A 26,441-nucleotide genomic window follows, 5' to 3' on the forward strand; every position below is an offset into this window, starting at 1 on the left:
TCACGAGCGCCCCTTGGCGGGCAGCAGGCCTTCGGGCCGGACGAACAGAACCGCCGCCATGACCAGATAGATCAGCATCGAGGAGAGCGCGGCTCCCGTCGCGCGGGCCGAGGCCGGCGCCATGAACAGCCTAAGCAGGTCGTTCATCGAGGAGCGGCCGAGCGTGTCGACGAGGCCGACGATCAGCGCACCGACGAAGGCACCGCGGATCGAGCCGATGCCGCCGACGACGATGACGACGAAGGCGAGGATCAGCACCGTGTCGCCCATGCCGGGTTCGACCGAGAGGATCGGCGCCGCCATCGCCCCGGCGAAGCCGGCGAGCATGGTGCCGAAGGCGAAGACGATCATGAACAGCTTGCGGATATCGACGCCGAGCGCCGAGACCATCGGCGCGTTCGACGCGCCGGCTCGCAGCAGCATGCCGGTGCGGGTCTTCTCGACCACGAACCAGAGCAGCGCGCCGACACCCAGGCCCGCTGCGATCAGGGTGAAGCGGTAGACGGGATAGAGAATGCCGTCCAGCAGCCGGACATTGCCGGAGAGGAATTCCGGCACCGGTACCGAGAGCGGCGCGGCGCCCCAGATCATCTTCACGGCCTGGTTGAGCAGCAGGATCAACCCGAAGGTCGCCAGCACCTGATCGAGATGGTCGCGCTCATAGAGATGCCGGAAGACCAGGAACTCGAGCGCAAGGCCCAGCAGCAGCGCCGCCGTCAGCGCGAGCGCCAGGCCCAGCAGGAAGGAGCCGGTCAGCGACACGAAGGTCACGGCGAGATAGGCGCCCAGCATGTACTGGACGCCATGGGCGAGATTGATGAAGTCCATCACGCCGAAGACCAGCGTCAGCCCGGCCGCGACCAGGAACAGCAGGACGCCGAACTGGAGGCCGTTCAGGAGCTGGACGATCAGGAGGCTGAGGGTCATGGGATCGGTGGCTCGCTCTGCCGTCGCGATCAGGCTCGACCGTCATTCCGGGCGTAGCGAAGCGAAGGCCCGGAATCGATCGTAGAGCGCATTCCCAGCAGGACTTTGCCCTTCGATGGATCCCGGATCGGCGCCGCTTCGCGGCTTGTCCGGGATGACGGCAGCGGACGGGGCGCCCTTACTTCAGCGCGCAATCCTTGGCGTGCGGATCGGCATAGTCCGAAAACACCTTCTGAGCGATCTCGGTCTGGAACTTGCCGTCGGCGCGCTTGGCGACCTTGACGAGGTAGAAGTCCTGGATCGGATAGCCGTTGGTGTTGAACTTGAACTTGCCGCGCAGCGAGGTGAAATCGGCCTTCTTGATCGCTTCGCGCAACTTGTCCGGATTGCCGGCGCCGCCCGCCGCCTTGACGGCGGAATCGATCAGCATGGCGGCGTCGTAGGACTGCTGGGCATAGGAGCCGGGCACGATCTTGTAGGCCGCCTCATAGGCTTTGACGAAATCCTTCGTCTGCGGGTTGTCCATGTTGGGCGCCCAGGTCATGCCGCCATAGAGGCCGACCGCCGCGTCCTGCTGCGCCGGCAGGGTCGATTCATCGACCGTGAAGGCGGAGAGGAACGGGATCTTGCCCTGCAGGCCGGCCTGCGACCACTGCTTGACGAAATTGACGCCAAGCCCGCCGGGCAGGAAGGCGAAGACGACATCGGGCTTGGACGAGGCGATCTTGGCGAGGTCGGCCGAGAAATCCATCGCGTTCAGCGGCGCATAGACCTCGTCGACGATCTCGCCCTTGAAGTAGCGCTTGAAGCCGGCAAGCGAGTCCTTACCCGCCTGGTAGTTCGGCGCGATGATATAGGCCCGCTTGTAGTTCTGGTCCTGCGCGTATTTGCCGAGGACCTCGTGCACCTGGTCGTTCTGGTAGGAGGTGACGAAGAAGTTCTTGTTGCAGGCCTTGCCGGCCATGGTCGAGGGGCCCGCATTCGGGCTGATCAGGAAGGCGCCGGAATCGAGCACGGGCTTCGCGATGGCGCCCAGGATATTCGAGAAGACCGGGCCGACGACGAAGGCAGGCTTTTCGCTCTCGACGAACGAACGCACGCGCTCGACGGCCACGTCCGGCTTCAATTCGTCGTCGATCACGGTGATCTTGACCGGCACGCCGCCGAGCTTGCCGCCGTTCTTGTCGACCGCGAGCTGGAAGCCGTCGCGGACCTGCTGGCCGAGCGAGGCGGCCGGGCCGGTCAGCACGCTGACCACGCCGATCTTGATCGGCTCCTGCGCTTGTGCGGACGCGATGGACAGCGCCAGCGCGCCGCAACCGAGTGCCAGACCGAACCTGAATGCCGTCATCGATGCTCTCCCGGACGAAGTTGAAGCGCGGCCCCGTTCCCTCGGATTTCTATGGCTCGCGCAGACCATAATGTTTCAAGCTTAAAATATCTGCAAGTCGCAGTTTACGGAAATTTCGCGGGCGCTCCAAGGCCGCTGCGATCCAGCCCTGCCGGCTGCCTGCCGGGTGCGGCACGGTGGCGAGGATTATTGCCGAAGAGCGAGGGCAACACCGCCGATGGTCAGCACGATCGCGATCAATTCCCGGGCCCCGAGCGTTTCGCCCAGCAGCGGCACGGCGGTCAGCGTGCCCACGACGGGCACGATCAGCATGCTGGTGGCCGCGACGGCGGTCGGGAGGCGCCTCAGCGCGCCGAACCAGGTGAGGTAGCAGAGCGCCATCGGGCCGACTGCCATGTAGGCAAGCCCGAGCGCTCCGTGCAGCGACAGCGACGTGATCTGCGGCTGCTCCAGCATCAGGCCCAAGATCACCATCGGCAGGCAGCCGAGGGCGACCTGCCAGGCCGCGACGGCGGGGCCGGGCATGGCGAGGGGTTTCCTTGCCTTGACGGTGCCGAGTGCGAACAGCACGGCCGCCGCGAAGGCGAACAGAACGCCGGGAAGTTTGGCCGCCGAAAATTCAGGCCCGCCCATCAGAACGACCATGCCCGTGATGCTCAGGCCCAGCGCGACGAGGCTGCGCCGGGTCGGGCGCGCACCGAGCAAGGGCCAGGCGAGCATCATCGCCCAGATCGGCATCGAATAGGCGATCAAGGCCCCTTCCGACACCTTGAGCCAGTTCAGCGCAAGCGCGGTGAAGCCCATCCAGGCAAAGACGTTGATCGCGGCAGCCACCACGAGCGGCGCGCGGGCTTCCCGTGGCACGGCGAGGCTGTCGCCGCGCGCCTTGGCCAGCAAGGCGAGGCAGAGCGCACCGAGCAGACCCGCCGTCCCCCGCGCGAAGAGCGGCGGCCAGTCCTGCAGGACGAATTTCAGCACGGACCAGTTGAGGCCCCAGCCCAGGGCCGTGACCATGAGGAGGGCTTTGCCGACCGTCTGACTGGCCGGCATGGGGGCGGAGCCTGTCGCGGTCATGGCAGCGCCTTACGCGCGATGCCCGGCCTTCAGCGCCTGGTCGAGATCGGCATAGAGGTCATCGATATCCTCGATGCCGGTCGAGAGGCGCAGCAGGTCGGTCGGGCAGGGCGAGCCGGCGCCCTCGATCGAGGCGCGATGCTCGATCAGGCTCTCGACGCCGCCGAGCGAGGTCGCGCGCTTGTACAATTCGACATGGGCCGCCGTGGCGACCGCCGCCGCCTCGCCGCCGGTGACCTGCACCGACAGCATGAAGCCGAAGCCGTTCTCCATCTGCCGCGCCGCGATATCGTGGCCGGGATGCTGCGGCAGGCCGGGATAGAGCACGCGCGCCACCAGCGGATGAGCCGAGAGCCGCTGCGCCAGCGCCATCGCGGACGCGGCCTGCCGCTCCTGCCGGACATGGAGCGTGCGCATGCCGCGCATCAGCAGATAGGCTTCGAACGGGCCGAGAATGCCGCCCTGGCCCTTGCGGACCGTCTTGACCCGGTTCCAGAACTCGTCGTCCTCGCGGGCGCAGAGCGCACCGGCGACCACGTCGGAATGGCCGTTCAGCACCTTCGTCGCCGCATGCATGACGATATCGGCGCCGAGCGTCAGCGGGCGGGTATGGACCGGCGAAGCGCAGGTCGAGTCGACGGCGAGCTTGGCGCCGGCCTTGTGCGCGATCTCGGCGGCCGCCGCGATATCGGTGATGGTCCAGAGCGGGTTCGACGGCGTCTCGATCCAGACGAGCTTCGTTTGGCCGGACTTCACCGCCGCCTTCAACGCGGCGAGATCGTCGGTCTCGACGAAATCGACCTTGATGCCCCAGCGCGTCGCCTCGTTGAGCAGCCAGGCGCGCAACGCCCAATACATCACCTTGGAGGCGACGACATGGTCGCCGGGCGAGAGCGCCTGGAACACGGCGGTCGCCGCGGCCATGCCCGAGCCGAACAGCAAGGCGCCGGCCTTGGCCTCCTCGAGCATGGCGAGCACGGCCTGCGCCTCATGCACCGTCTCGTTATCTGGCCGGCCATAGATGAAGCCGGTCGAGTAGCCGTTATCCTCGTCGCGGATATAAGTCGTCGAGATATGGATCGGCGGCACGACGCCCTTGGTGGTCGGGTCGATCTTGCCCATGGCCTGCGCGGCAAGGCTTCTCTTGGTCCACTTCGTCGCAGTCATGACCCGTTTCCCAGTTTCGTCGCCGCCGACAGGGGCGGCATCTCCAGCAGATCATGCCGTCGAGCGCTTGGCGATAGTCGCCCATTTTTGCTATAGCGTGACGAATTTCGCCGATCACGAAGGTTTCGATGGCCAAAACAGTCGACCTGGACAGGTTCGATTACGCCCTGCTGAGAGAGATGCAGGCCGATAACCAGACGCCCGCACGCGTGCTGGCGGAGCGCGTGGGCCTGTCCCAGAGCGCAGTCTTGCGGCGATTGAGGCGCCTGCGGGCCGAAAAGGTCATCACCGCCGATGTCTCGGTCGTCAGCCCCGAGATCATGGGCGTGCCGGTTACGGTGCATGTTACCGTCTCGATCCTCCAGGGCTCGCGCACCTATGGCGATTTCGCCCGGAAGCTCCAGGCCCGGCCCGAGGTCAAGCACGCCTCCTATGTGACGGGCGATGCCGACTTCGTGCTGCATCTGCAGGTCGAGAGCATGGCCGCCTATGCCGCCTTCACCCGCGAGGTCTTTCACGACGATCCGAACGTCGCGGAATACCACAGCTATATCGCCATGCGCGAAGTCGTCGGCCGCGGCGCGCTATAGCGCTCTGCGCTGGGCGATGTGGACGCAAGCTCCGGCTGTGGCTATCCGCTGGAAGCCATCATGGCGCGGCGGGAAGCTCTGCCATCGCCCATTCTTTCCTCACCGAGGATATCCTGCGATGAAGCGTGAAGAGGCTCCGAAGAGCGCCAGCGATCTGCCTTCGAAGGCGTGGCTCCGGGAAACCCTCATCCCGGCCTGGATCGATCGTGCCGTTCGGTCCGGCCGCGCCGGTTTCGTCGAGATGTTCGATCCGGCCGATCCCCTGCGCGATAGCGGATCGCTCCGGACGACGCTCGTCACGGCCCGGCTGACCTATGTCTTCAGCCACGCCCATCTGCTTGATCCGCAAAGCGGGGCGCTCGCCGCTGCCCGCCATGGCTTCGCCTTCCTGCGCGATGCCTGCCGCGAGGGCGGCCGAGGGCGCTTCCTGCATTCGGTCCGCGAGGACGGCACGCCGGTGGATGCTCGCACCGACCTCTACGACCTCGCCTTCGTCCTCTTCGCCATGGCCTGGTACTATCGCGCGACGCGGGACGATCAGGCACTCGCCATCGCCGACGAGGTGATCGGCTTCATCGAAAACGAGATGGCGCATCCGCTCGGCGGTTTCGCCGAGGATACGCTGGGCACGCTGCCCCGGCGGCAGAACCCGCATATGCATCTGCTCGAAGCGTTTCATGCGCTGGCGGAGTCGACCGGTGAGAAGCGCTGGCTCGACCATGCCAGCGCGATCGTCCGGCTGGCGCGCGAGCACCTGTTCGATGCCGAGACCGGCACGCTCGGCGAGTATTTCACCGACGACTGGAAGCCTGCTGCTGGCGCGGCCGGGATGGTCTGCGAGCCCGGCCATCATTTCGAATGGACCTGGCTGCTGCTGCATCACTGGCGCCTGACAGGCGATACACAGGCGCGCGATCTGGCGGAGAGGCTCTACGGCTTCGCCATCCGGTATGGCGTCGACGATGGCGGAACAGGGCCGCTCGCTGCCTTCGACGTGTTCGATCGCACCGGCCATGTGACGGCCTCGACCAAGCTGCTCTGGCCGCAGACCGAGGCGATCAAGGCCTTCCTCGCCCGGGTCGAATTCCTTGATGATGCCGATGCGGCCGCGCGCCTCGACAGGCATCTCGCCAGCCTGTTCCGCTGGTTCGTCGCGCCTGAAACGGGGCTCTGGTTCAACCAGCTCGCGAAAGATGGAACGCCCACCCAAACCGTGATCCCGGTGCGGGTGCTATACCATCTCCTGCTCGCGCTCGCGGAATGGGAGCGCATTCGCGGCTAACCGATTGCCGCCCGCCCGACATGGACGCAGGCCGCCTCGGTTCCCGTGTCGCCAGCGGCGAGCGGGAAGCGCTCCTCGGCGCATACAGCGATCCGCTCCGGGCAGCGCGTCACGAAGGGGCAGCCGACCGGTGGCGAGAGCGGGCTCGGCAGGTCGCCGCTCAGGATGATCTTTTCGCGATGGCGCTGCGCGCGTGGGTCCGGCAGCGGGATCGCCGAGAGCAGCGCCTTCGTATAGGGGTGCTGCGGCCGCTCGAAGATCGCATCGACCGGCCCTTGCTCGGCGACGGTGCCGAGATAGAGCACCATCGCTTCGTCGGCGATATGCCGGACGACCGAGAGGTCATGCGAGATGAAGAGATAGGACAGGCCGAGATCGCGCTGCAATTCGAGCAGCAGGTTCAGCACCTGCGAGCGGATCGAGACGTCGAGCGCCGAGACCGGCTCGTCGAGCACGAGCAAGCGTGGTGACAAGGCGAGCGCCCGCGCGATGACGACACGCTGGCGTTGCCCGCCCGAAAGCGCGCTCGGCAGGCGCTCGGCCAGCGCCGCTGGCAGGCCGACGCGATCCAGCAATTCGGCGACCCGAGCTTTGCGCTCAGTGCGGCTGCGGCCGGCGATGGCGAGCGGCTCGCTGATGCTGTCCGCGATGGTCATCTTGGGATCGAGCGCCGAGGACGGGTCCTGGAAGACGATCTGGATGTCCTGCGCCAGCGCCGCGCGCTCGCGCCCCTTGAGCGCGGTGATGTCGCGCCCGTCGAAGCGGATCGTGCCGGACGTCGCTCGCTCCAGCCCGACGACGGCATAGGCCGTCGTCGACTTGCCACAACCGGATTCACCGACCAGCGCCAGCGTCTTTCCGGCTTGGAGGTCGAGGGAGATGCCGTCGACCGCCTTGACCACGCCGCCCGGCGTGCCGATGCCGCCGCGCAGCGGGAAATGCACCCTGAGGTCGCGGATTTCCAGCAGGGGCGCGCTCATGCCATCGCCTCCAGCCGGTCGACATGCCAGCAGGCGGCGCGGTGTTCGGCTCCGACAACGACGGCGGGCGGAACCTGTTCACAGGCCTCGTCGGCGAGCGGGCAGCGCGTGCGGAAGCGGCAGCCCTCAGGCCAGGCGCCGGCCGGCGGCACCATGCCCTCGATCGTGCGCAGCACCGTCTTGCGTGCGCCGTCGAGCTTCGGGATCGTGCCCAGCAGCAGGCGCGTATAGGGATGGCTCGGCTCGGCGAAGATGGCATCGACCGGGCCGCTTTCGACGATCCGGCCGCCATACATCACGCAGACATCGTCGGCGAGATCTGCGACCACGCCCATGTCATGGGTGATCAGCACGACCGCGCTGCCGACCTCGTCGCGCAAACGGCGCATCAGCTCGAGGATCTGCGCCTGGATGGTGACGTCGAGCGCCGTCGTCGGCTCGTCCGCGATCAGGAGCGAGGGCCGGCAGATCAGGGCCGAGGCGATCATGATGCGCTGGCACATGCCGCCGGAGAGCTCGAACGGATATTGCCGGGCGCGCCTTGCCGGATCGGGAATGCCGACGCGCGCCATGATCGCGATGGCCTCTTCGCGGGCGGCGGCACGCGATAGCCCGCGATGCAGGAGCAGTGCTTCCTCGACCTGCTCGCCGACGCGCATCAGCGGGTTCAGCGAGGCAACCGGCTCCTGGAAGATGATCGCCGCGTTGTTGCCGCGGACCTGCGACAGCTCCGCTTCGGAAAGCCCCGTCAGTTCGCGCCCACCGAGCCGGATCGAGCCTCCGGCAACCCGTGCGGCGCCCGGCAGCAAGCCGAGCACTGACAGCGCCGTCAGGCTCTTGCCGCAGCCGGATTCGCCGACGATCGCCAGGATGCGGCCGGTCTCGACGCTAAGCGAGACGCCATCGACGATGCGGTTGCCGTCGATCTCGATCGTGAGGCCCTCGATCGCCAGCATCGGGTCGGCGCGCTCGCTCATGCGGATGCTGCCGCGACCGCGGCCCAGGGACTGGTCGGATGTGCCATGCCGAGGAAGCCGCCATCCTCCGCCCACATCACGGCCGAAGGCACGGAGAAGTTCACGGGGTAGAGCGTGTCTTCGACGATCTCGACCGGGAAGGCGCCGGCGATCCGCGCTGCCACATCCGGCTCCGCCCTGGCGTCGACCTTGATGCGCGGGGTCGAGGCGTCGATGCGTGGCCGGTGGAAGACGTCCTCCAGCGAGAGGCCGTAATCGGCGATGCCGGAAATCATCTGCAAGAGCGTCGGGAAGATCGTACGGCCTCCGGCGGCGCCGATCGCGAGCCAGGGCTTGCCGTGGCGGCTCAGCACCAGCGGGCACATGTTCGCGAGCGGTTTGGCGCCGGCCGCGATGCTGTTGGGTTGGCCGGGGCGCGGGTCGAACCACATCATGCCGTTATTCATGATGATGCCGGCTTGCGGCAGAGCCACCCGCGCGCCGAAGCGGGATAGCAGGGTATTGGTCAGCGAGACCATGTTGCCGTCGCGGTCGACCGCGCTGACATGCGAGGTGCAGCCGGCCTGCGGTGTCGCGGCATGGCCCAGGCTGTTGAGCCTCACCGCATAGGCCTCGCGGATCGCCGTCGCGTAGGCCAGGGCCGCATCGGCCTGCGAGGTGTCCTGACCAAGGCCCCGCGCTTCCAAGCGCCGCGCGGCGTCGAAGAAGGTCGGGCCGCCGCTGAGGCCGGGGATGGCGGCGATGTCGAGATCGCGATAGCGTCCCGTCAGGGCCGGTGACCAGACGGCCTGATAGTTGGCGAGATCGTCGGCGCGGATCGCCGAGCCGCCCGCTTCGAGATCACCAGCGATCAGCCTTGCAGCCTCGCCTTCGTAGAAATCGCGGGCGCCCGCCTTCGCCAGCCGTTTCAACAGCTCGGCCTTGGCGGTCATCGGCTTGAAGCGGCGGGTATCGGCACTGGCCTTGGGCGGCTGGCTGTTATCAAGCAGCAGCGACGAGATCGCAGGATCGCGCGAAAGTCCCGCAACCTCGACCGCGATGCAGAGCGCCGCGTACCAGTCGATCTCCAGCCCGCGCTCGGCATGCTCGATCGCCGGTTGCAGCGCCTCGCTCCACGAGATCGTGCCGTAGCGCTCCAGCGCGGCGGCGAAGCCGGCAATGGCGCCGGGTACGCAGATCGCGCTGTAGCCGGCGACATTCCTGTCTCCGACCACGGCAGGCCAGGCGAACCAGTTGCCCGAGCCCGCATCGGTCAGAGGATAATCCGCCGGGTCGAGCCCGCGCGGGGCGCGCACGTTGAAGTCGAGCGTGTCGAGCGCGCCGGTCTTGCCGTCGGCATGAACAAGGAAGCCGCCGCCGCCCACGCCCGAAAGCCAGGGCTCGACGATGCTCAGCACCAGCGCGGTGACGATGGCTGCATCCATCGCGTTGCCGCCGCGCGACAGAACGGCAGCGCCGGCCTCGGCCGCGTGGCGGTTCTGCGCGGCGACGAGCCCGTGCTGGGAGCGGACGGCCGGGCGGCGGATGCTGAAGGTCTGCATCAGGCTTTAGTCCTGAAGCGCAGCGGCGCGCTCGGCTGCGGCAGGCGCAGGGGCACGCTGAAGCGCTGCGCATTGGCGCTCGCCGCGTGATACGCCGCCAGCTCACCGACGGTCGCGATCCAGACGCCGGGCGAGGCCGTCACCACGTCGAGCAGCTTCTCCAGCATGCGCACGCGTCCGGCACGGCCGGAGATCCAGTCATGGACGGTCAGCATCATCATCCGCCCTTCGCGATGCAGCACCTCCCACTCGTCGAGCCAGGCGTCGAGGATGCCGTTCTGCGGTGATGGTGGGGCGCGGTCCTGCGCGCTGCCGGTGAAGCGGAAATAGACGGCGTCGTCGACGGCCCAGAGCACCGGAACCTGCGTCACCCCGTCGATCGTATAGGGATGGTCAAAGCCCATCAGCGAGGAATCGTAGAGCCCGCGCCGCTTCACCTTCTCCAGCATGAAGGGTGTCATCTCCCAGGCCGGCGAGCGGAAGCCCTTGGGCACGACGCCAGCCTGGCTCTTGAATAGCGCCAGCGACTCGTCCATCGCCCGCGCGAATTCCTCCGGCCCGGCCTCGGTCGCGAGCTCATGGAAATAGCCGTGCAGGCCGATCTCGTGGCCGCGCTCGACGAAGGCCGGCAGCAATTCCGGATGGTTCTTCGCGACGAGCCCCGGCACGAACAGCGTCGCCTTGATAGCATCGCGATCGAGCAGGTCGAGCAGGCGCCAGATGCCGACGCGCGGACCGAACAGGCGCTGTTCGATCTGGCCGAGCGCGACCGGTGCGCTTTCCGGCAGGCTCCACTGATAGGGGCTTTCCGCATCGACATCGATGGTGAAGCAGAAGGCGCTGCTCTTGCCTTCGGGCCATTCATAGGCGGGGCGGCTAGCGTTCGGGGCGGTCATGTCCTTGCCTCCTCAGAGCGCCTGCTTCTTGTCCTGATGGACGGCGAGCGAGCCGATCGAGTTGCCGCCATCGACCGTCAAGGTCGCACCGGTGACATAGGCCGAGGCGTCACTGGCGAGATAAAGCAGGGCGTTGCCGACATCGGCGCGCGAGGACGCCCGGCCGAGCGGGATCTGCGCGACGGTGTTCTGGATATGGGCGTCGGTCAGTGCGCTGACCGTGCTGCCGGCGGCGAAGCCGGGCTCCAGCGCGTTGGAGCGGATGCCGTATTCGGCGAGTTCGACGCCGAAGCCCTTGGTCAATCGGTCGAGCGCGGTCTTCGACGTCGAGTAGATGCAGGCCGTGCGCCGCATCTTGCGCGAGGCGCCCGACGAGATGTTGATGATCGAGCCCTTCACGCCCTTGCGCACCATCTGCGTCGCGAGCTCGCGGGTCAGGATGAACGGCGCGCGCAGATTGATCCCGAGGATGCGGTCAAACTCGGCGGTCGACGTGTCCAGCAGGAAGGCGCTCGGATAGATGCCGGCATTGTTGACGAGGATGTCGGCAGCGCCCCAGCGCTTCCCGATCTCGGTAGCGAGCGCCACGATCGAGGCCTCGTCGGTCAGGTCGGCCGGCATGACGAAGCTGTCGCCCGAAAGGCCCATCGCCTTGGCTTGCGCCTCCAGGTCCTCGGCGCGCGCATCGGTGAGACAGAGCGTGGCGCCGGCCTCGTGCAGCACCTCGGCGATCCAGCGGCCGATGACCCCGCAGGCGCCGGTGACGACGGCGCGCTTCCCCTTGATATCCTCGAACATGGGCTTCTTCCTTCAGCGATGGCGGGGATCGAGGCGGTCGCGCACGGCGTCGCCGGTGAGATTGACGGCGAGCACCAGCACGAACAGGCAAGCGCCGGGCAGCGTCGCGACCCACCATGCGGTGGCGACATAGTTCCGGCCGGTCGAGAGCATCGCGCCCCAGCTCGCGGTCGGCGGTTGGACGCCGAGCCCGAGGAAGGACAAGCCCGCCTCGAACAGGATCATCAGCCCGAATTCGAGCGTCGCGACGACGCTGACCGCGCCGACGATATTGGGCAGGACATGGCGGAAGAGCACGCGCGGCGCGCCGGCCCCCATCAAGGCCGACAGCCGGACATAGGGCATGTTGGCGACCGACAGCGTCTGGCTGTAGGCGATGCGGGCGTAGCGCGGCCAGCGCGTCAGCGCGAGCACCATGATGACGTTGACGATGCCGGGGCCGAGCACAGCGACCGTGATGATCGCGAGCAGGATCGCCGGGATCGACAGGAAGACGTCGACAACGCGCATCACCGCGATCTCGACCCAGCCGCGGCGGTAGCCGGCGATCATGCCGAGCGTCGTGCCGACCACGCCGGAGAGGATGACCGAGGCGAAGGCGACGATCAGCGATATCCGCGCGCCATGGATGACGCGGCTGAGCAGGTCGCGGCCGAGCTCGTCGCTGCCGAGCCAGTAATGGAAGCTGCGCGAGACCGTGCCCGGCGGTTTCAATCGGCCGAGCAGGTTCTGCTGGTTGGGATCATAAGGCGCGAGCCAGGGCGCGAAGATCGCGACGAGAACGACGAGCGCGATGATGCCGACCGGCCACCAGCGCCACAGGTTGCAGCTCCTCCGGCGCGGCACAGGGTTCGCCGCGGCGACGCTCATCGCGCCCCCTCCAGCACGATGCGCGGATCGACCAGGCTGTAGAGCAGGTCCGACATGAGGTTGAGTAGCACGGTGACGAACGCGCCGAGCAGCACCACGCCCTGCACGATCATGAAGTCGCGCGCCAGGATCGCCTGCACCGTCACCTGCCCGAGGCCGGGCCAGGCGAAGACCGTCTCGACGATGACGGCGCCGGCCAGCAGGTTCGAGATTTCAAGTGCGGCGACCGTGATCACCGGGATCGAGGCGTTGCGCGCGAGATGGCGGATGAGCAGGCGCCCGCTGCGGACGCCGCGCGAGCGGGCGGTGCGGACATAGTCCTTCGAGAGTTCGTCGAGCAGGGCCGAACGGGTGATCCGCGCGAAGGTCGCCATGCTCAGGAGGCCGAGCGCGAAGGACGGCATGACGAGATTCGAGAGATCGCCGGTGGAGGAAGGCGGCAGCCAGCCGAGCAGCACCGAGAACACCAGGATCATCAGGATGCCGCTCCAGAAGGTCGGCATGCTCTGGGCGGCGAGGACAAAGCCGGCGGCCGCCTTCGCTGCGGGCGAGTTGCGGAAGATCGCGAGCAGGATGCCGATCGGCACGCCGATGCCGCAGGCGACGAGAAGGGCGCCGGCCGCCAGCATCAGCGTATAGGGCAGGCGCGAGGCGATGATGGTGGTCACCGGCACGCGCTGCACCACCGACTGGCCGAGATCGAAGCGGGCGAGCTCGCCGAGGAAGTCGAGATATTGCACCGGGAGCGGCCGGTCGAAGCCGAGCTGATGGCGCAGGGCCGCGATATCGGCCTGTGTCGCCGTTTCCGGCACGAGCAGATAGGTCGGGTCTCCGGTCAGGCGCTGGACGAAGAAGATCAGCGTCACCACCCCGAGGATGGTGACGACCGCCTGGCCCAGCCGGCGGAGCAGGAAACCCGGCACCGCGGCTCAGTCCTTCCAGCTCATCCGGTTCAAGAACATGCTCTCGTTCGGCGTCGGCTGGAAGGTCAGGTTCTTGGCCGCGCCATAGATCACCACGGCCTGGTAGAGCGGCACGACCGGGACATCAGTGGCAACGATCTCATGCACCTGCTTGTAGGCGGCAAGGCGCTTGCTGGTGTCGAGCGTCGCGCGGGCCTCTTCCAGCAGGCTATCCATCTTCGGGTTGCGATAGGCCGACCAGCCGCTGCTCTTGTGCAGCAAGGGGAAGAGCACGCCGTCCGCATCCTGGCAGGCGCAGGACCAGCGGCCGAAGCTGAGCAGAGAGGTCGTCTCCGGCCCGGCCTGGGCGCGCTTGAGATAGGTCGCCATGTCCGACATCGCGATTTTCACATTGAAGCCGGCTTCGGTGAGCATCTGCTGGATCGCCTGCACGATGCGCTGGTCGAAGACGGGCGACGTGGCGAGATCGATTTCGGCCTTCGCGGCCGAGCCTGCCTCGGCGATCAGCGCTTTCGCCTTGGCGAGGTCGTGTTCCGGCGCCTTGATGCCGTCGACCCAGCCGAAGATGGCGGGCGTCAGCAGTTCGGGGACCTGCTTGTCGTAGCCGCCGAGCAGGCCGTCGATCATCGCCTGCTTGTCGATCGCATACGCCGCCGCGAGGCGGAGCTTCGGATTGTCGAAGGGCGGCTTGGTCGTGTTGAGCCGGACATAGGCGACGCGCTCGGTCAGGCCGATCAGGGCCTGCGCCTTGGGCGAGGACTTGAGCTGGGCGGCCTGATCGGCATCGAGCGTGACGACGAGGTCGCTGGCCCCGGCCTGCAGGTTGGCAAGCCGCGTCGCCGCGTCGGGAACGGCGCGGAAGATCACCGTCGGGAAGGGCGCTTTGGTGCCCCAATAGGCGTCATTGCGCGTGAGCTGCACGTTCACGCCGCGCTGCCAGGACTCGAACTTGTAGGGGCCACTGCCGACGGGCTTCAGGTTGAACGCATCCTTGCCGACGGCCTCGACCACGGCCTTGGGCACGATCGAGAGCTTGACGAGCTGGGCCAGTAGCGCCGGATAGGGGCCGGCGGTGACGAGCTTCACCTTGGTCGGCGAGAGCGCGATCGCATCGGTGATCTTGTCGAACTGGCCGAGTTGGGGGCTGGCGAATTTCGGATCGGTGATGCGCTTGACGCTGTAGACGACGTCTTCGGCAGTCAGCTTCGAGCCGTCATGGAAGGCGATGTCGCTGCGCAGGTCGAACTCGATCTCGGTATCCGAGACCTGCTTCCAGGCGGTCGCGACCTGCGGGATGATCTCGCCCTTGTCGTCGCGGGTGACGAGATTGTCGAAGATGTTGCGGTAGACATAGTAGCTGTCCGGGTTCCACTGCACCTGCGGGTCGAGCGAGGACGGCTCGTTGACGAGGTCGACGACGAAACGGTCCTTGGCGGCCAGTGCCGGCCCGGCCGCAAGGCCGAGCGCGGTGGCGACGAGGAAGGCGGCTGCGGCTTTCGAAACACGGCTCATCGCGATTTCTCCTCGGACAGGGTGTGGGACGGCTTGCGGTCGTTCGTGCCTCGGCGCGGCCGGCGGCTGCGCACGGAAACCGGTTCGTTCTGCGGAAGCAGGCGTGCGGTGGCGAGAAAGCCGTGCGCCACCGCGTCGGTGAAGCGCTTCTGCTCTTCCTGGAGCGCGAGCAGCGCGGCTTCGCGGTCGCCGTGCAGGAGCGCATCGAGCAACGGGCGCGGATCGGTTGCGGGTGCCTCTGCACCGGCCAGTTCGAGCGAGCGCGTCAGGCGCTCGGTATGATCCCAGAGATCGCGCAGCCAGACCGCGATGAAACCGCCGGTCCTTTGCGCAAGCAGGTCGAGCGCCTGCCGGCAGAGCTGCTGCGCCATGGTGCGGGCGGAAGGATCGTCCCGCCCGATCACGGCGTCGATCGCCCCCCGCAGGCTGCCGAGCAGCGCAACGCTGCGCTCATCGAGCGGCTTCTCGGCCAGCGCGGGCTCGATTCGCGTCCGGGCCCCGACGATCGCGCTGGCCAGCGCGCCATCGACCGCCGCGACGCGCCAGCCCTGCCGTGCGTGACGGGCGACGAAGCCGGCGATGGAAAGTTCCGTCAGCGCGACCCGGACGGCGGCGCGCCCCAGCCCGAAACGCTGCGCGAGGTCGGCCTCATGGACATAGGTGCCGGGAGCGAGCTCGCAGCGGACGAGCGCCTGTCGCAGGCGCCGGCCCGCGAAGGCGATGTCGCTCTCCGCCGCTGGCGGCCTAGGAAGCGAGAAAGGCGATTGATCGAGCATGAGCCATGCTGGCTCAGTTTATGACATCTGACAATCATTTTGTGAGATGTCAGAAACGCATGATCAGGCGCAGTTGAACCCCGCCATGCATGGCGGGGCGATGCCTCGATCCTGATCGAATGATGGGCAGGCAGCTCGCGCTGTCGGAAAACCTATTGCTCGGCCGTAACGGTGCTGGCGGCGGGCGCGCCTTGGGCCAGGAAGAAGAACGCCAGCGACGCGCACCAGACGATCAGACCGAAAGCGGTGGCACCGGCGAGCACGAGCCCGAACCCGCCCTGGGCATGCAGCACGGCCAGCATCGGCACGACGAAGCCGCTCACCGTGAAGCCGAGGAAGTAGCGCACGCTGAAGGCCTTGGCGCGGTGCTGCGCCGGCACGTAACGGGCGACCATGGCGTCGTTGACGACGACCTGCCCATAGATCGCGGCCATGGTCATGACGAGGCCGATGAGCAGCGGCACGCCCGAGGTCGTCGCCGCGAGCGCGAGGCCGAGCGGCTGGAACAGCGCGAGCCCGACGAACAGGGTCGGCAGCGTGAAGCGGTCGACCAGCCGGCCCATCAGCCATTGCGTGGCGGCTCCAAACACGAAGACGAGCGTCGCCAGCGACCCGATCAGCGCCAGCGGCAGGTCGAGACCCAGCCGTTCGTCGATGACCTTCGGCAGCGCGATGGTGGTGATGTTGAAGGTCATGCCTCCGGCGATGACCGCGACGGCGAAGATGGCGAGCAGAGCTTTCGGCCTGCTGACCGGAATAAGCTCGGCCTTGCCGGAGCGGTTCGCGGACGGGTTTCCGTCGCCGGGCACGAGTGCGATGAACGCCGCGCCGAGCACGAGGCAGACGAAGCCCGGCAGGATGAAGGCGAAGCGCCAGCCGAAATTCGCGGCGATCAGCGCGGTCACGCCGGCGGCCGAAGCCGCACCGAGATTGCCCCAGACGGCGTTGACGCCGAGATCGCGCCCGAGCTGGCGGGCATGGCTGACCAGCATCGTCGAGCCGACCGGGTGATAGATCGCCGAGGCCACACCCAGCACGAGCAGCCAGCTGGCGAAGGCTGCGGGACGATCCGCGCTGGCGACGCCGAGGCAGGACAAACCGTAACCGATGAAGAACACGGCGAGCATGTTGCGCCGGCCGAACCGGTCCGAGAGCCAGCCCATCGGCAGGGAACACAGGCCGAAGGCGACGAAGGCGCCGGTGGCGAGGCCGATCAGCTCGGCATAGCTAAGGCTGCTCTGCGCGGCGATGGCGATCACCGCCGTCGGGTAGATCAGCAGCACGAAATGGTCGAGCGCGTGGGCGGCATTGACGAAGAGAAGGGTGCGCTTGGACAGCGTCTCGGGGCTCATGGGCGATCTCGCGGCAATGATGACCAAGCTTAGCTTGACCCGCTAGGCCTGTCGGGCCGTAATTCGACGGGATCGGGCCAAAGAGGGGAAGCGATGCGCCGCGAAAGCGAGGCCTATCAAACGGTGCCGCGCGCGGTCGCCGTGATGCCCAGGAGCTATGAGGCCGGCGCGAGTACGGGGTGGCACAGCCATCCGCGCGCGCAATTGCTCTATGCCACGGCCGGCCTGACGCTGGTGCGGGCGGAGGACGGCACCTGGGTGCTGCCGGCCCGGCACGCGCTCTGGATTCCGCCGCGCCTTTCGCACGAGGTCAGGATGCATGGCGCGGTCTCGATGTGCTCGGCCTATATCGCACCCGAGGCGGTGGGTGTGCTGCCGACAGGGTGCCGCGTGCTGGAGGTCTCGAGCCTGCTGGCTTCGGCGCTGGAGGCGCTGTCAGTCGAGCCCATGCTCTACGACGAAGCCGGGCGCGGCGGGCATCTTGCCGCGCTGATCCTCGACGAGATCGCGCGGGCGCCCGAGACGGCGCTGACCCTGCCTTTGCCGCGCGATCCGCGTCTGCGGCGGATCTGCGATGCGCTGCTCAAGGACCCCGCCCTCGACATCGATCTCGACGGCTGGGCCGAGCGTGCCGGCGCGAGCCGGCGCACTTTGACGCGCGGCTTCCGGGCGGAGACGGGCCTGAGCTTCGGCGATTGGCGCACGCGGCTGCGCGTGCTCAGGGCGATGACGATGGCGAGCGACGGCGCTTCGCCGCAGCAGGTCGTCAAGGCGGTGGGCTATGCCGACCAGCGTGCGCTGCGCACGGCCGCCCGGCGTGTCCTCGGCCGGGCCGACCTGTCGTAACGGGGCCGGTCAGCGCGTTTGCAGCGTCGGGTCGAGCCTGTCCCTGATCCAGTCGCCGACGATCGAGATCGACATCGTCGTCAGGAAGATCGCCAGTCCCGGCAGCACCGCGATCCACCATGCGCTGGTCAGGTAGGCGCGGCCCGCGCCCAGCATCTGGCCGAGGCTGGTCAGGGGCGGGCGGATGCCGAGGCCGAGGAAGCTCAGCGAAGTCTCCAGCAGGATCACCTGCGGAAAATTCAGCGTGAACTGGACGATCAGCACGCTCAGGATGTTCGGCAGGACATGCCGGAGATAGACATGGCGGGCGGGCGCGCCAAGCGCGGTCACGGCCGTCGCATAGCCCTGCGTATTCGCGGCGATGACGACGCCGCGGGTCAATCGCGCGAAGACCTCCCAGCCGTAGAAGCCCATGATCGCGACGAAGAGGAAGAAGCCGCCGCCGAACAGGGCGATCAGCGCCAGCGCGATCATCATGAAGGGCAGCGAGGCCTGCACATCGGCGAGCATCATGATCGCTTCCTCGGCGAGGCCACGGAAATGCGCGGCGATGAAGCCGAGCGTGGTGCCGATGAAGGCGCCGATCAGCGTGCCGCCGAGCGCGACGAGCACGCTGAAGCGGATCGCATAGATCAGGCGGCTGAGGACGTCGCGCCCGAGCTCGTCGGTGCCGAGCAGGTGCTCTGGCAACCCGCCGAGGAAGCTCGGTGGCTTCAGGCGCTTCAGCAGCGATTGCGTGCGGTAGTCGTACGGCGCCAGCCAGTCGGCGAAGAGGAAGATCACGAGGATCAGGCCGAGCAGGATTAGCGCCATGACGACGAGGGCGGGGTAGCGCGCCTCGGCCCGCACTGGTGCATCGTCCTTCCGACGGAACAGGGTCATGAGCGCCATCTCAACTCTCCGAGCGGGCGGCGCGCATGCGCGGGTCGATCATGGCGTAGATCGCATCGACGGCGAGATTGGCCAGCACCATCGTGATCGAGGTCATGATCAGGATCGCCTGCACCAGCGCGAAATCGCGCGAGGTCACCGCATTGACCAGCAGACGTCCGACGCCGGGCACCGCGAACACCGTCTCGACGATGATCGAGCCGGCGACGAGATCGCCGAGCTTGAGGCCGATGATGGTGATGATCGGGATCGCGGCATTGGGCAGGGCGTGCCAGAGCACGCGGCGCGGACGCGGCACGCCCTTGGCCCGGGCCGCGACGACATATTGCTTGTTCAGCACCTCCAGCATGGCCGAGCGGGTGAAGCGGGCGAAGGTGCCGGCGAAATGCGTGCCCAGCGTGATCGCTGGCAGGATCAGGTGCCAGATCGTCGCGTCGCCCGAACTCGGCAGCAGGCGCCAGTGCAACGAAAACAGCAGAATCAGCAGGATGCCGAGGAAGAAGTTCGGCAGGCTGAAGCCGAGCACCGCGAAGCTCATGACGAAGCGGTCGATCGGCCGGTTTCGGTTGAGCGCGGCGACGATGCCGAGCCCGACGCCGAGCAATAGGCCGAGCACGAAGGCCGTCAGTCCAAGCCGAAGCGTGCGCGGCAGCGCCGCGGCGATCAGCTCGATCGCCGGCCGCTGGTCCGAGAGCGACAAGCCGAAATCGCCCTGTGCGATCCCCGCGACATAGGAGACGTATTGCTGCCAGAGCGGCCGGTCGAGCCCGAATTTCTCGCGGTAATGCGCTATGACCTCGGCGGGAGCCTGGTCGCCGACCAGCGCCTCGATCGGGTCGCCGGAGAGGTTGAGCGCGACGAAGGTCAGCGTCACGATCAGCCAGACGGTCAGGAGACCGCGCGCGAGCTTCGTCAGGAAGAGCCTGCCGGGCATCACGAGGCCTTGCGGCTTTGGAAGCCGGTCAGCAGGTCGGGATCGTTGAGAAGAACGGCTTGCGGTGCATGTGCGAGGATAGCGCTAAGGCCGTCGCCATCGACATCGCCGACGATGCGGCCGGTGCCTTTGCCGCCGGCCGTGACCCAGACCGGCAGGCGCCCGCACAGCTTGGCCGCGACCGGGCCATCGAGCGCGCCTTCCCAGATGCGGAAGGCGCTCGCGCCGGCGGCGGCATAGTGATCCGGATTGGCATTGTCGGGCAGGAAGGCGAGGACGCGCAGGCCGGGGATCGTCAGCGTCGCATGCGCGACCTGAAGGACTTCGCGCGCGCCGACCCAGACGCGATCGACGACGCCGAGTTCCCGGATCACCGCGAGCACCGCGTCGATGATGGCGAGATCTTTGGTCTTGATGTCGATCAGCGCCTGACGATGCGGGCAGATCGCGGCGAGCGCCTCGGCCAGCGTTGCGAGCTGCACGCTGCCGGAGCGGGCGATGGCCTTGAGGTCTTCATGAGGCGTCTCCGCGATCGCGGCGTTGCGGCCGGCGACGCGGACGAGATCGGGATCATGCGAGGCGATCACCACGCCATCGGCGCTGAGCCGCGCATCGGTCTCGACGAGATCGGCGCCGGACGCGATCGCGGCGCGATAGGCCTCCAGCGTGTTCTCGGGATAGCGCGCCGAGTGGCCGCGATGGGCGATGACGAGCGGCCGGGTCATGACGCAACTCCCAGTTCACCAGCAAAATGACAGCGGACGCTGCGGCCGTCGCCGAGCGGGCGCAGAACCGGCATCTCGGCCGAGCAGCGCGGGCGGGCATAGGGACAGCGCGTGTGGAAATGGCAGCCGGCCGGCGGGTTGGCCGGCGAGGGCGGATCGCCTGCAAGCCGCACGGGCCGGGCGGTGCGCGAGGTGGAAAGGTCCGGAATCGCGGCGAGCAGCGCCATCGTGTAGGGGTGCATCGGCGCGCGGTAGACCGGGTCTGTCGGGCCTTCCTCGACGATCTGGCCGAGATACATCACGGCGATCCGGTGCGAGAGCTTCTTCACCACGCGCAGGTCGTGCGAGATGAAGAGATAGGCGATGTCGAAGCGCTCCTGCAGTTCCTGCAGCAGTTCAGTCACCGTCGCCTGCACGGAGACGTCGAGCGCCGAGACCGGCTCGTCGCAGACGATCAGGCTCGGCTTCATCGCCAGTGCCCGCGCGATCACCACGCGCTGCGCCTGCCCGCCGCTGATCTGGTGCGGAAAGCGGTCGGCCATCTCCGGCGCCAAGGCCACGGCCTGCATCAGGCGCAGGGTTTCCGCGTCGCGCCCGTTGCGCTCGCCGATCTCGTGCAGGTCGAGCGGCTCACGGATCTGTCGGCCGATGCTCAAGCGCGGATCGAGCGCCGATTGCGGGTTCTGGAAGATCATCTGGATGTCGCGGCGCTGCCGCTGCCAGTCTTGCGGCGTCAGGCTCGTGAGGTCGCGGCCCTTGAACAGGATTTCGCCGCCGCTCGGTCGTTCGAGCCCGACGATCATGCGGCCGGTAGTGGACTTGCCGCAGCCGGATTCGCCGACGAGCCCGAGCGTCTCGCCGATCCGCAGCGTCAACGAGACATCCTCGACGGCGCGGATCGTCCGCTGCGTCCGCAGGAAGGAACGGCCGCCGCCGAAATGACGGCGCAAACCGGAGACGCGCAGCAGGGGTTCGGTCGCGGCGCTCATGATGCGGCCCGTTCGCGATAAATCGGCGCGGCGACGTCGAGGCGCGGCATCGCGGCGAGGAGCTCGCGCGTATAGGGCGCTTCGGGCGTGTTCAGCAGCCGTTCGGCCGGACCGGCTTCGACCACGCGGCCATGACGCATCACCACGACATCATCAGCCATCTCGGCGACGACGCCGAGGTCATGGGTGACGAACAGGATCGCCATGCCGAGCTCTGCCTTGAGCTTGTTCAGGAGATCAAGGATCTGCGCCTGGATGGTGACGTCGAGGGCCGTCGTCGGCTCGTCGGCGATCAGCAGGCGCGGCTCGCAGGCGAGTGCCATCGCGATCATGACGCGCTGGGCCATGCCGCCGGAGAACTGGTGGACGTAAGAAGCGAGGCGCTGCTCCGGCTCGGGGATGCCGACCAAACGCAAGAGCTCCAGCGCGCGAGCCTGACGCTGTGGCTCGGAAAGCGCGGTGTGCAGCCGCAAGGTCTCGCGCAATTGCGTCCCGACCGTGTGCAGCGGGTTGAGCGACCCGAGCGGGTCCTGGAACACCATGCCGATGCCGCGGCCGCGAACTTTCTCGAGTTGGGCCTCGCTGGCGGCGGCGAGGTCGCGCCCCTCGAAGAGGATGCGCCCCGCCGTCCGGCGCCCGTTCCCGGGCAGCAGGCCGAGCACCGCCTGGCAGGAAACGCTCTTGCCGCTGCCGCTCTCGCCCACGATGCAGGTCGTCGTGCCCGGCCGGACAGTGAAAGAGACCGCGTGCAGGATATCGGCATAACCCTTCGCGGTGCGGAAGCCGACGGTCAGGCCCTCGACGGAGAGCAGCGGCTCGCTGCCCCCGTCGGTGCCGCTCCTGCGCGCGCCGCCCGTCACTTCGCGGCCAGCGAGAAGTTCGAGGGGCGGAAGTCCATGTAATACTGGCTGTAGGGCGTCCACTCGATGCCCTTCTTGACGCCATAGCCGGTGACGGGGTTGTAGAGCATCGTCATCGGCATATCGTCCTCGAAGGCCGTGAGCAGCCTGGCGAAGGCGGCGCGGCGCTTGGCCTCGTCTGTCTCGGCCGTCAGTTCCTTGGCGGCATCGTTGAAGGCCGGGCTCGCGCCATAGAGCTTCCAGGTCTTCTGGTTCTCGCTGTCGGGCCCCCAAAGGGTCAGGATCGCGCCGGAGGGATCGGGCACGCGATAGGTGTTCGACCAGGCGAAGACCTGGGCGCCCGGCTTGCGCACCTCCTTGAAGCTGTCGACGAAGTCGATGCGCGCGTTGATGCCGACAGCGCGCCACATCTCCTGGATCACCTGCGCCGCCTCGACATTGTAGAGGTAGTAGTTCGGGATCAGCCGGTAGGAGATTTCCTGGCCCTTGTAGCTGCTTTCCGCGAGCAGCTTCTTGGCGAGCGCCGGATCATAGGCGTAGCCCTTGTTCTCCTTGACATAGATCGGCCCGAAGCTCGGGAGCTGGTGGCCGTTCGGCGTATAGGTCTGGCCCTTCCAGAGCGCGTCGATCAGCGCCTTGCGGTCGATCGACAGACTCATCGCATGGCGCAGCTTCTTGTCGGCGAGCACGGGGTCATTGGTGTTGAACTGGAGCACATGGCTGTTCTCCAGCGGCTCGGTCTTCACCGAGACGTCCTTGTAGCGCTTGAGGCCATCCCACTGGTCGGGCGGCAATTCGACGGCGATGTCGAAATCGCCCGCAACGAGGCCGGCGACGCGGGCCGCGACCTCGGGGACCGAGCGGAAGGTTATGGATTTGGCTGCCGGCGCTCCGCCGAAATAGCGGTCGAAGGCCGCGAGCGTGATCCTGTCGTTCTTCTGGTAGTCGACGAAGCTGTAGGGGCCGGTGCCGACCGGCTTCCAGCGGAGCGCCTTGGCGGCCTGGTCCATCCAGACCTTGGAATCGACGCCCTCCTTGCGGAACGCGTTCCAGGGCTCGTCGCAGAGCACGAAGGACATGTAGCTCGACAGGCGATGCTCCATGATCGGGTCATGCTGCGCCGTCGTAATCCGCACGGTGAAGTCGTCGAGCTTCTCGACTTGGGTGAAATTGCCGAAATAGATGCGGCCTTCCGGGTAATAGGCCTTCGGCCCCCAGAGCCGGTCGGGCGAGAAGGTCGCCAGCACGTCGTTGGCGTCGAACGGGCTGCCGTCATGGCAGGCGACGCCGCGGCGCAGCTTCAGGTCGAAGGTGGTCGGGGTCGTCCAGGACCAGCTTTCGGCGAGGCCGGGCACCAGATTGGCGCCGCCATCGGCCTTCGGCTTGGCGAAGTCGCGCCGGATCAGCGTGTCGAAGATCGAGTAGTAGATCCGGGTGTCGACATTGCCGGTGTGCTCGCCGGGGTCGAGCGAGCGCGCGAGCTCGTTGACGGCGACCGTGACGGCGGGCCGCTCCTGCGCGATGGCGCCCGAGCCGGCTGCTGCTGCGAGGCCTGCGCCGAGCATGATCCCCGGGATGGCCTTGCTGATCGGTGACATCTTCATCGCATTCTCCTGAGAACAGGGGCTGTGTCGGTGAACGGGCGGAATGGCTGCGGCGGCCCTAGCCGGGCTTGCCGCGAAACAGGCGTTGCAGGCTCTCGACCTTCGCCAGCGTGTCCAGCGAGCGGCCTTCATCGGTGCGTGACAATTCCAGGATCAGCGTGTTGCAGATCGCCATGGGCACGGTCAGCGAATGGAATTCGCCCTGCTCGCCGCGGGCGGCGACGAGCTGGAGGTCGCAGGCCGGCACGCCGGTGCGGCGGTCGGTGATCAGCAGGGTCTTGGCGCCGATCTCCCGCGCGCAGGCTATGAGGCGCGTCATCGCCGGGCTCTCATGCCGGAAGATCAGGGCGATGACGACATCGCCGGCGGCAAGGCCGAGCAACTGGTCGGCCGCCTGCCAGTCGGCATGGGCGACGACCGTCGCACGATAGCCTGAGCGGACGAGGCGCCGCACGAACAATTCGGCGAGGCTGCTGGCATGGCCCTCGCCGGCGACGAGAATGCGCCCGGCCTGCCGCAGCATTCCGGCTGCGGCGACGATCTCGGTATCCGAGATTTGGCTCATCAGGGCGCCGAGCGCCCGGATTTCCCCCTCAACGACCGAGCCGAGCAGGGATTCGCCGCGAACCCGGTCGAGCCGGCGCTGCACCCGGACCGAGGCGTCGAGGTCGGCGACAATGGTATCCTGCAAGGCACCGCGCATCTCGCGATAGGAGGCGAAGCCGAGCTTGCGGGCGAGGCGGCCGGCGGTCGAGGCGTGGACGCCGGCCTGCTCGGCGACCTTGTGCGACGGCAGGAAGCTGCCCGCCGTGCGATTGGCCAGGAGAACCTCGACCAGCCGGCGATCCGACTCGGTCAGCTCGTCCTGCCGCGCCGCGATGATCTCCGTCAGGTTCATCGTCTCTCCCATGTCAGGCAGGGTAATGGAGCTCTGAAGCGACTTGCAAGTTAAATTGCAAATTGGTCTGTCAGCAACTTATGTTGCATAAGCAGTCATCTCCCCTCATGGTTACAGAGATATGACGGACATCGCCTCACATCGCGGCGGCGCCAGAATCTGGCCCGAGAACAGCCGCCTCGCTTTCCGCAATTCCGCTGTCTTGCCGGTGGATTTCATCGAGTTCGATATCCACCGCAGCCGCGACGGCATTCTGGTGGTGCATCACGATCCGCTGCTTGGCCGGACCGCGTCAGGCGAAGGCGCGGTCGGCGATATGGACTGGGCCGCGCTCACGGCTGTGGAGTTGATCGGAACGGATGGCGAGACGATCCCGAGTTTCGACGAGGTCCTGGATATCCTCGAACCCAGCGGCATCAGGCTGCGCATCGAACTCAAGACGCGGCAGGGCGGCGCGCGCTACCCGGGGATCGAGGCGCAGGTCGTGGCCCGGTTGCAGGAGCGGGGCCTGCTCGGGCGGACGACCTTCACCTCCTTCGATCTGCCGACGCTGGTGGGCCTCCTGCGCCTCGCCCCGGCAACGCCGACGATCTGGCTGATCGCCGACAAGCTGCTGGCAGGGCCGGCGCGGGATCTGCGTGATCTCTGCCGCCAGGCTGCCGCGGCGGGCGTGTCGGAGATCGCGATCCGTATCGCACAGGCACGGGATGGCGATCGCGAGACCTGCCACAGCGAGGCGGTGACGCTGGGCTATTACGGCGCCCATGACGAGCCGGCGATCCGGAAGGCTTTCGCCGATGGCGTCAGCGCCTTCACGACCGACCGGCCGGATATCGCCATCTCAGTGCGCAGCAAGTTGAACGAGGGACGCGGCTAGCATTCGCTGCGCCCGGCCGACATGCGAGCGCCCCGGTCTGGGGCCTCGGTTTCGGCGTGAGATCGGCCCTCCACGCAAGCCGCCATTGCGCGGAGCGGACGATGAAGCAATCCAGGAGGCTGGGCTGAACGGTTCAGCCGGTCGCCCTGGATTGCTTCTCATGACGCTTCGAGGACGGAAGTGAGGTACGGCGCGCGCGACGATGAAGCTGCGCTGAGAGCCGTCCGAACGGCCGGGGATATTCGCGGTCAGGCGGCTCCGTCATCGCGGCCCGCGATCGTCTCCACGATCGCCACAGCCAAGGCGCGGTCGCGCTGTGAGCGAATCCGTCCGAATGCAGCATCGAGCTTGTCGGATTGGGGTGGCCTTTCGGTTGCCTGTGCGTAGGTCGCGGCATCCTCGGCGAATCCAGCCTCCGCCGGAATCAGTCCTTCGAAGAAACTGGCGGGGCTTGTGTTCAGGAAGCGCGCCAGCAGGAAGAGAGCGCCTGCACTCAACCGGTCCTTGCCCTTCTCGTAATTGCCCAACTGCTGGAATGAGACGTCGAGGACGGCGCCAAGATCGGCCTGGCTCAGGCCGCGCTTCTTGCGGAGGATCCGCAGACGACCTCCGATATGGCGGTTGATCGTTTCAGCTTCCGTGCGCATTCCGCCCTCCAGTCGCATCGAACCGGATACGCAATCTGACTCCGCAATCACGATTTCGTCCAGTTTTTCTCGACAAATATGCGAGAATTCTCAGCGCGCATTGCGGCAGAGCAAATCAGCCCGCGGGAAACGCGAAAACACCGTCGCCAGAGAG

The 26,441-nt window shown here is 67.3% G+C and carries 26 protein-coding genes; 4 read left to right on the plus strand and 22 right to left on the minus strand.

The genetic code is table 11. The features are described 5' to 3' along the window. From ACFJGT_RS00115 to ACFJGT_RS00130, 4 genes are all read right to left on the minus strand, one after another. Positions 1–927: a branched-chain amino acid ABC transporter permease gene (locus ACFJGT_RS00115; protein WP_377844571.1), complete on the minus strand. Its 927-nt coding sequence runs from the start codon at positions 925–927 to the stop codon at positions 1–3. Between the two features lie 178 nt (positions 928–1,105). Then, positions 1,106–2,278 carry an ABC transporter substrate-binding protein gene (locus ACFJGT_RS00120; protein WP_377844573.1) on the minus strand — a complete coding sequence of 391 codons (1,173 nt, stop codon included), beginning with the start codon at positions 2,276–2,278 and terminating at the stop codon, positions 1,106–1,108. A 186-nt stretch (positions 2,279–2,464) separates the two neighbouring features. Continuing rightward, positions 2,465–3,352 carry a DMT family transporter gene (locus ACFJGT_RS00125; protein WP_377844575.1) on the minus strand — a complete coding sequence of 296 codons (888 nt, stop codon included), beginning with the start codon at positions 3,350–3,352 and terminating at the stop codon, positions 2,465–2,467. 9 nt (positions 3,353–3,361) lie between these two features. Continuing rightward, complete coding sequence (locus tag ACFJGT_RS00130) at positions 3,362–4,519, minus strand: trans-sulfuration enzyme family protein (RefSeq protein WP_377844577.1); 1,158 nt, start codon at positions 4,517–4,519, stop codon at positions 3,362–3,364. Positions 4,520–4,647: 128 nt separating this feature from the next. Here ACFJGT_RS00130 and ACFJGT_RS00135 point away from each other — a divergent pair, with 128 nt between their 5' ends. Then, on the plus strand, positions 4,648–5,109 hold the full coding sequence (locus tag ACFJGT_RS00135) for an Lrp/AsnC family transcriptional regulator (RefSeq protein ID WP_377844579.1): 462 nt from the start codon (positions 4,648–4,650) through the stop codon (positions 5,107–5,109). A 118-nt stretch (positions 5,110–5,227) separates the two neighbouring features. Next, positions 5,228–6,391 (plus strand): AGE family epimerase/isomerase, encoded by a 1,164-nt coding sequence (locus tag ACFJGT_RS00140; RefSeq protein WP_377844581.1) that lies wholly within the window; start codon positions 5,228–5,230, stop codon positions 6,389–6,391. Here the strand turns inward: ACFJGT_RS00140 and ACFJGT_RS00145 are convergent. From ACFJGT_RS00145 to ACFJGT_RS00190, 10 genes are all read right to left on the minus strand, one after another. After that, positions 6,388–7,371: an ABC transporter ATP-binding protein gene (locus ACFJGT_RS00145; protein ID WP_377844583.1), complete on the minus strand. Its 984-nt coding sequence runs from the start codon at positions 7,369–7,371 to the stop codon at positions 6,388–6,390. The two genes, ACFJGT_RS00140 and ACFJGT_RS00145, sit on opposite strands and share 4 nt — an antisense overlap. Beyond that, on the minus strand, positions 7,368–8,348 hold the full coding sequence (locus ACFJGT_RS00150; protein WP_377844585.1) for an ABC transporter ATP-binding protein: 981 nt from the start codon (positions 8,346–8,348) through the stop codon (positions 7,368–7,370). The genes ACFJGT_RS00145 and ACFJGT_RS00150 overlap by 4 nt, the downstream gene beginning before the upstream one ends. After that, positions 8,345–9,889, minus strand: coding sequence for a gamma-glutamyltransferase family protein (locus ACFJGT_RS00155; protein WP_377844588.1), 1,545 nt, complete (start codon positions 9,887–9,889; stop codon positions 8,345–8,347). Before ACFJGT_RS00155 ends, ACFJGT_RS00150 begins: the two co-directional genes overlap by 4 nt. Then, complete coding sequence (locus ACFJGT_RS00160) at positions 9,889–10,785, minus strand: polysaccharide deacetylase (RefSeq protein WP_377844590.1); 897 nt, start codon at positions 10,783–10,785, stop codon at positions 9,889–9,891. The genes ACFJGT_RS00155 and ACFJGT_RS00160 overlap by 1 nt, the downstream gene beginning before the upstream one ends. Positions 10,786–10,797: 12 nt before the next feature. Then, positions 10,798–11,583 (minus strand): SDR family NAD(P)-dependent oxidoreductase, encoded by a 786-nt coding sequence (locus ACFJGT_RS00165; RefSeq protein WP_377844592.1) that lies wholly within the window; start codon positions 11,581–11,583, stop codon positions 10,798–10,800. Positions 11,584–11,595: 12 nt separating this feature from the next. Continuing rightward, positions 11,596–12,453, minus strand: a complete 858-nt coding sequence (nikC, locus tag ACFJGT_RS00170) for a nickel transporter permease (protein ID WP_377844594.1) — start codon at positions 12,451–12,453, stop codon at positions 11,596–11,598. Beyond that, complete coding sequence (locus ACFJGT_RS00175) at positions 12,450–13,376, minus strand: ABC transporter permease (protein ID WP_377844596.1); 927 nt, start codon at positions 13,374–13,376, stop codon at positions 12,450–12,452. The genes nikC and ACFJGT_RS00175 overlap by 4 nt, the downstream gene beginning before the upstream one ends. 6 nt (positions 13,377–13,382) lie before the next feature. Continuing rightward, positions 13,383–14,888 (minus strand): ABC transporter substrate-binding protein, encoded by a 1,506-nt coding sequence (locus tag ACFJGT_RS00180; protein ID WP_377844598.1) that lies wholly within the window; start codon positions 14,886–14,888, stop codon positions 13,383–13,385. Further along, positions 14,885–15,664: a GntR family transcriptional regulator gene (locus tag ACFJGT_RS00185; RefSeq protein ID WP_377844600.1), complete on the minus strand. Its 780-nt coding sequence runs from the start codon at positions 15,662–15,664 to the stop codon at positions 14,885–14,887. Before ACFJGT_RS00185 ends, ACFJGT_RS00180 begins: the two co-directional genes overlap by 4 nt. A gap of 152 nt (positions 15,665–15,816) precedes the next feature. Beyond that, positions 15,817–17,016 carry an MFS transporter gene (locus ACFJGT_RS00190; RefSeq protein ID WP_377844602.1) on the minus strand — a complete coding sequence of 400 codons (1,200 nt, stop codon included), beginning with the start codon at positions 17,014–17,016 and terminating at the stop codon, positions 15,817–15,819. A 93-nt stretch (positions 17,017–17,109) separates the two neighbouring features. On the opposite strand from ACFJGT_RS00190, the gene ACFJGT_RS00195 reads away from it, so the two are divergent. Then, complete coding sequence (locus ACFJGT_RS00195) at positions 17,110–17,862, plus strand: AraC family transcriptional regulator (protein ID WP_377844604.1); 753 nt, start codon at positions 17,110–17,112, stop codon at positions 17,860–17,862. Between the two features lie 9 nt (positions 17,863–17,871). Here the strand turns inward: ACFJGT_RS00195 and ACFJGT_RS00200 are convergent, their stop codons facing one another. Genes ACFJGT_RS00200 through ACFJGT_RS00230 form a run of 7 tightly spaced genes read right to left on the minus strand, consistent with a single transcriptional unit; the run spans position 17,872 to position 24,763 of the window. Continuing rightward, a complete protein-coding gene (locus ACFJGT_RS00200; RefSeq protein ID WP_377844606.1) occupies positions 17,872–18,753 on the minus strand; it encodes an ABC transporter permease in 882 nt (293 codons plus the stop codon). 1 nt (position 18,754) lies between these two features. Then, a complete protein-coding gene (locus tag ACFJGT_RS00205) occupies positions 18,755–19,687 on the minus strand; it encodes an ABC transporter permease (protein ID WP_377844608.1) in 933 nt (310 codons plus the stop codon). Beyond that, complete coding sequence (locus ACFJGT_RS00210) at positions 19,687–20,412, minus strand: glycerophosphodiester phosphodiesterase (RefSeq protein ID WP_377844610.1); 726 nt, start codon at positions 20,410–20,412, stop codon at positions 19,687–19,689. The genes ACFJGT_RS00205 and ACFJGT_RS00210 overlap by 1 nt, the downstream gene beginning before the upstream one ends. Beyond that, a complete protein-coding gene (locus ACFJGT_RS00215; protein WP_377844612.1) occupies positions 20,409–21,401 on the minus strand; it encodes an ABC transporter ATP-binding protein in 993 nt (330 codons plus the stop codon). Before ACFJGT_RS00215 ends, ACFJGT_RS00210 begins: the two co-directional genes overlap by 4 nt. Further along, positions 21,398–22,261 carry an ATP-binding cassette domain-containing protein gene (locus ACFJGT_RS00220; protein ID WP_377844614.1) on the minus strand — a complete coding sequence of 288 codons (864 nt, stop codon included), beginning with the start codon at positions 22,259–22,261 and terminating at the stop codon, positions 21,398–21,400. The genes ACFJGT_RS00215 and ACFJGT_RS00220 overlap by 4 nt, the downstream gene beginning before the upstream one ends. Then, positions 22,258–23,865 (minus strand): ABC transporter substrate-binding protein, encoded by a 1,608-nt coding sequence (locus ACFJGT_RS00225; RefSeq protein WP_377844617.1) that lies wholly within the window; start codon positions 23,863–23,865, stop codon positions 22,258–22,260. Before ACFJGT_RS00225 ends, ACFJGT_RS00220 begins: the two co-directional genes overlap by 4 nt. Before the next feature lie 58 nt (positions 23,866–23,923). Beyond that, a complete protein-coding gene (locus ACFJGT_RS00230) occupies positions 23,924–24,763 on the minus strand; it encodes a MurR/RpiR family transcriptional regulator (protein WP_377844619.1) in 840 nt (279 codons plus the stop codon). A gap of 121 nt (positions 24,764–24,884) precedes the next feature. On the opposite strand from ACFJGT_RS00230, the gene ACFJGT_RS00235 reads away from it, so the two are divergent. Continuing rightward, positions 24,885–25,640, plus strand: a complete 756-nt coding sequence (locus ACFJGT_RS00235; RefSeq protein WP_377844621.1) for a glycerophosphodiester phosphodiesterase family protein — start codon at positions 24,885–24,887, stop codon at positions 25,638–25,640. Positions 25,641–25,888: 248 nt separating this feature from the next. Here ACFJGT_RS00235 and ACFJGT_RS00240 read toward each other — a convergent pair whose 3' ends face one another. Further along, on the minus strand, positions 25,889–26,287 hold the full coding sequence (locus tag ACFJGT_RS00240; protein WP_377844623.1) for a helix-turn-helix domain-containing protein: 399 nt from the start codon (positions 26,285–26,287) through the stop codon (positions 25,889–25,891). Positions 26,288–26,441 lie beyond the last annotated feature (154 nt).

The organism is Allobosea sp. UC22_33 (genome assembly GCF_042700715.1).
In the GTDB taxonomy this organism is placed as follows: Bacteria; Pseudomonadota; Alphaproteobacteria; order Rhizobiales; family Beijerinckiaceae; genus Allobosea.

Bases quoted from the DNA above. Each gene is read 5' to 3' on its own strand.
- ACFJGT_RS00115 (WP_377844571.1), bottom strand. From the start codon at position 927: ATGACCCTCAGCCTCCTGATCGTCCAGCTCCTGAACGGCCTCCAGTTC.
- ACFJGT_RS00120 (WP_377844573.1), bottom strand. From the start codon at position 2,278: ATGACGGCATTCAGGTTCGGTCTGGCACTCGGTTGCGGCGCGCTGGCG.
- ACFJGT_RS00125 (WP_377844575.1), bottom strand. From the start codon at position 3,352: ATGACCGCGACAGGCTCCGCCCCCATGCCGGCCAGTCAGACGGTCGGC.
- ACFJGT_RS00130 (WP_377844577.1), bottom strand. From the start codon at position 4,519: ATGACTGCGACGAAGTGGACCAAGAGAAGCCTTGCCGCGCAGGCCATG.
- ACFJGT_RS00135 (WP_377844579.1), top strand. From the start codon at position 4,648: ATGGCCAAAACAGTCGACCTGGACAGGTTCGATTACGCCCTGCTGAGA.
- ACFJGT_RS00140 (WP_377844581.1), top strand. From the start codon at position 5,228: ATGAAGCGTGAAGAGGCTCCGAAGAGCGCCAGCGATCTGCCTTCGAAG.
- ACFJGT_RS00145 (WP_377844583.1), bottom strand. From the start codon at position 7,371: ATGAGCGCGCCCCTGCTGGAAATCCGCGACCTCAGGGTGCATTTCCCG.
- ACFJGT_RS00150 (WP_377844585.1), bottom strand. From the start codon at position 8,348: ATGAGCGAGCGCGCCGACCCGATGCTGGCGATCGAGGGCCTCACGATC.
- ACFJGT_RS00155 (WP_377844588.1), bottom strand. From the start codon at position 9,889: ATGCAGACCTTCAGCATCCGCCGCCCGGCCGTCCGCTCCCAGCACGGG.
- ACFJGT_RS00160 (WP_377844590.1), bottom strand. From the start codon at position 10,785: ATGACCGCCCCGAACGCTAGCCGCCCCGCCTATGAATGGCCCGAAGGC.
- ACFJGT_RS00165 (WP_377844592.1), bottom strand. From the start codon at position 11,583: ATGTTCGAGGATATCAAGGGGAAGCGCGCCGTCGTCACCGGCGCCTGC.
- nikC (WP_377844594.1), bottom strand. From the start codon at position 12,453: ATGAGCGTCGCCGCGGCGAACCCTGTGCCGCGCCGGAGGAGCTGCAAC.
- ACFJGT_RS00180 (WP_377844598.1), bottom strand. From the start codon at position 14,888: ATGAGCCGTGTTTCGAAAGCCGCAGCCGCCTTCCTCGTCGCCACCGCG.
- ACFJGT_RS00185 (WP_377844600.1), bottom strand. From the start codon at position 15,664: ATGCTCGATCAATCGCCTTTCTCGCTTCCTAGGCCGCCAGCGGCGGAG.
- ACFJGT_RS00190 (WP_377844602.1), bottom strand. From the start codon at position 17,016: ATGAGCCCCGAGACGCTGTCCAAGCGCACCCTTCTCTTCGTCAATGCC.
- ACFJGT_RS00195 (WP_377844604.1), top strand. From the start codon at position 17,110: ATGCGCCGCGAAAGCGAGGCCTATCAAACGGTGCCGCGCGCGGTCGCC.
- ACFJGT_RS00200 (WP_377844606.1), bottom strand. From the start codon at position 18,753: ATGGCGCTCATGACCCTGTTCCGTCGGAAGGACGATGCACCAGTGCGG.
- ACFJGT_RS00205 (WP_377844608.1), bottom strand. From the start codon at position 19,687: ATGCCCGGCAGGCTCTTCCTGACGAAGCTCGCGCGCGGTCTCCTGACC.
- ACFJGT_RS00210 (WP_377844610.1), bottom strand. From the start codon at position 20,412: ATGACCCGGCCGCTCGTCATCGCCCATCGCGGCCACTCGGCGCGCTAT.
- ACFJGT_RS00215 (WP_377844612.1), bottom strand. From the start codon at position 21,401: ATGAGCGCCGCGACCGAACCCCTGCTGCGCGTCTCCGGTTTGCGCCGT.
- ACFJGT_RS00225 (WP_377844617.1), bottom strand. From the start codon at position 23,865: ATGAAGATGTCACCGATCAGCAAGGCCATCCCGGGGATCATGCTCGGC.
- ACFJGT_RS00230 (WP_377844619.1), bottom strand. From the start codon at position 24,763: ATGAACCTGACGGAGATCATCGCGGCGCGGCAGGACGAGCTGACCGAG.
- ACFJGT_RS00235 (WP_377844621.1), top strand. From the start codon at position 24,885: ATGACGGACATCGCCTCACATCGCGGCGGCGCCAGAATCTGGCCCGAG.
- ACFJGT_RS00240 (WP_377844623.1), bottom strand. From the start codon at position 26,287: ATGCGCACGGAAGCTGAAACGATCAACCGCCATATCGGAGGTCGTCTG.